1 protein-coding gene and 1 pseudogene are annotated in these 1,713 nt (G+C 37.8%); one reads left to right on the forward strand and one right to left on the reverse strand.

Translation table 11 applies throughout. The features are described from left to right. The coding region (locus LGZ99_RS24350) for a PAAR domain-containing protein (protein WP_262979838.1) at nt 1-452 on the reverse strand (452 nt) is incomplete at its 3' end. Between the two features lie 1,097 nt (nt 453-1,549). Here LGZ99_RS24350 and LGZ99_RS24355 point away from each other — a divergent pair. Further along, a pseudogene (locus tag LGZ99_RS24355) lies at nt 1,550-1,713 on the forward strand (PAS domain-containing protein); the annotation flags it as partial.

A 1,713-nucleotide genomic window follows, 5' to 3' on the forward strand; every position in this document is an offset into this window, starting at 1 on the left:
GCATCCGTACAGCCTTTGCCCCGCTGGCAGGATTTCGTAAACACCGGTATCGGCGGTGGGGGAGCCTGCGTCACTGGCGGTGAACCGGGCTGAACGCTTCCCGCCGCCTTCACCGACGAAGCGACATTTTGCGCCGGCATATTAGTGGGAGCAACAGCCCGATCAGCAACCTCCTCCTGCTTCTCATAGCTGTCCATCACGGAATTGATCAGCCGGGCCCGACAGGGGCAGGTGCTGACACTATCTAATGTGCCCGCCAATCGCCGTCCCATGCTAAACATGCTGGGTACGCCCCCAACAATCATGTAAGTACCGGAATGTTTACCGCAGGTGACGTGATCCCCTTCACGTGCGGTTGCCCGCCCGTTAAATGTGATGGTCTGGTCGCCGGTGATGATAACTCCACCACAGGTTGTTTTATCACCAACGAGCAGATAATAGCCTTTTGCCATTCTATTGATTTCCCCATTGGTTTACAGTACGAAGAGTGGGTCTAACTAAATTGGTCATCATATTCTTACCACTTATAGGTTAATAGATAATCAATAGTGCAATGAATTTAACTTCAAAAGATATAGGAATATTCCGAAAATTACAGAAATTAGCTTGATTGATTTTGGCAATTCATCATGTTTATTAACATACTAAATACAATTTATTATCAAATGTCCCGGAATGTTTACCACAGGTGGCGTGATCCCCTTCACACGCGGTTGCCCGTCCGTTATAGGAATATTCTGAATTTTATGAAAATCAGGTTGATTTTTTGTCTCTGATATTGGTCGCAGCTGTTCCATCAAGATAAAAATCCATTGAGACAAATTTCGGGAAATAGGGTAAAGCTCCAGCTGTTACAAATATCTAAGTTGAACTTAAAATACAACTTTATATCTTGTAGCTATACCATTTTAAGTAAGTTTTTTATTCCATTATTCTTCAAAAATTAAATTAAGCAGAATTTACTTAACCTTAATTTTATTTAAGTTTAGTTATTCCAACAGTCAAAAAATTCAAACCCGGCTTTTGGTTAAAAAGCTCATATAGTTGATTATGCTGATAATTCCTAAATATGTACTATCGAATTACAATATCTCGCAGACTCTATTTAAGAGGCATCCTTTAATTGATCGTACATTATTTCAATTAAATACTATTTTATTCGCATTATTATGGCCCAGAGATAACACCTTTTCTTTCATCCTATTACAAGTCATCGTTATAAGAGTTGCTCTCTCCATCCCTGGTTTATGACAGAAAATTTTTAACACATGTCACTCAATTACTCATGACTGAAAAATCAAATTCATTAATTTATCTAATTAGTAATTATTCTAAAATGTTTTCATACAAGATAGTATTATATGTTACATTTACCCATAATTAAAATTACCATATAAAATAATAATAAGGTTTAATTAATAAATATATGTATTTTGACGCGCAAGTTATTATATTCTATTATAAGGCCAAGATATTCTAAGTATGGTGAAGGTATAATTAGCAGTCAGACCTTGCAGATAACGGCTGAAATAATCATTCAGGAGTCACAATGCAACATATAAAAAACAAACCCAGTAATATCACCCCACAATTAATTCACACGTGGGAAAGAAGCAGCGAACCTTGGGGAGCCAAAGATCTCCAATCAAGGTTTATCTATGCCAATTCCGCTTTTTATCAACTACTCAATCTACCAGAAGATTTCGATATTGC

The organism is Photorhabdus temperata (assembly GCF_025384845.1).
GTDB classification, from domain to species: Bacteria; Pseudomonadota; Gammaproteobacteria; order Enterobacterales; family Enterobacteriaceae; genus Photorhabdus; species Photorhabdus temperata.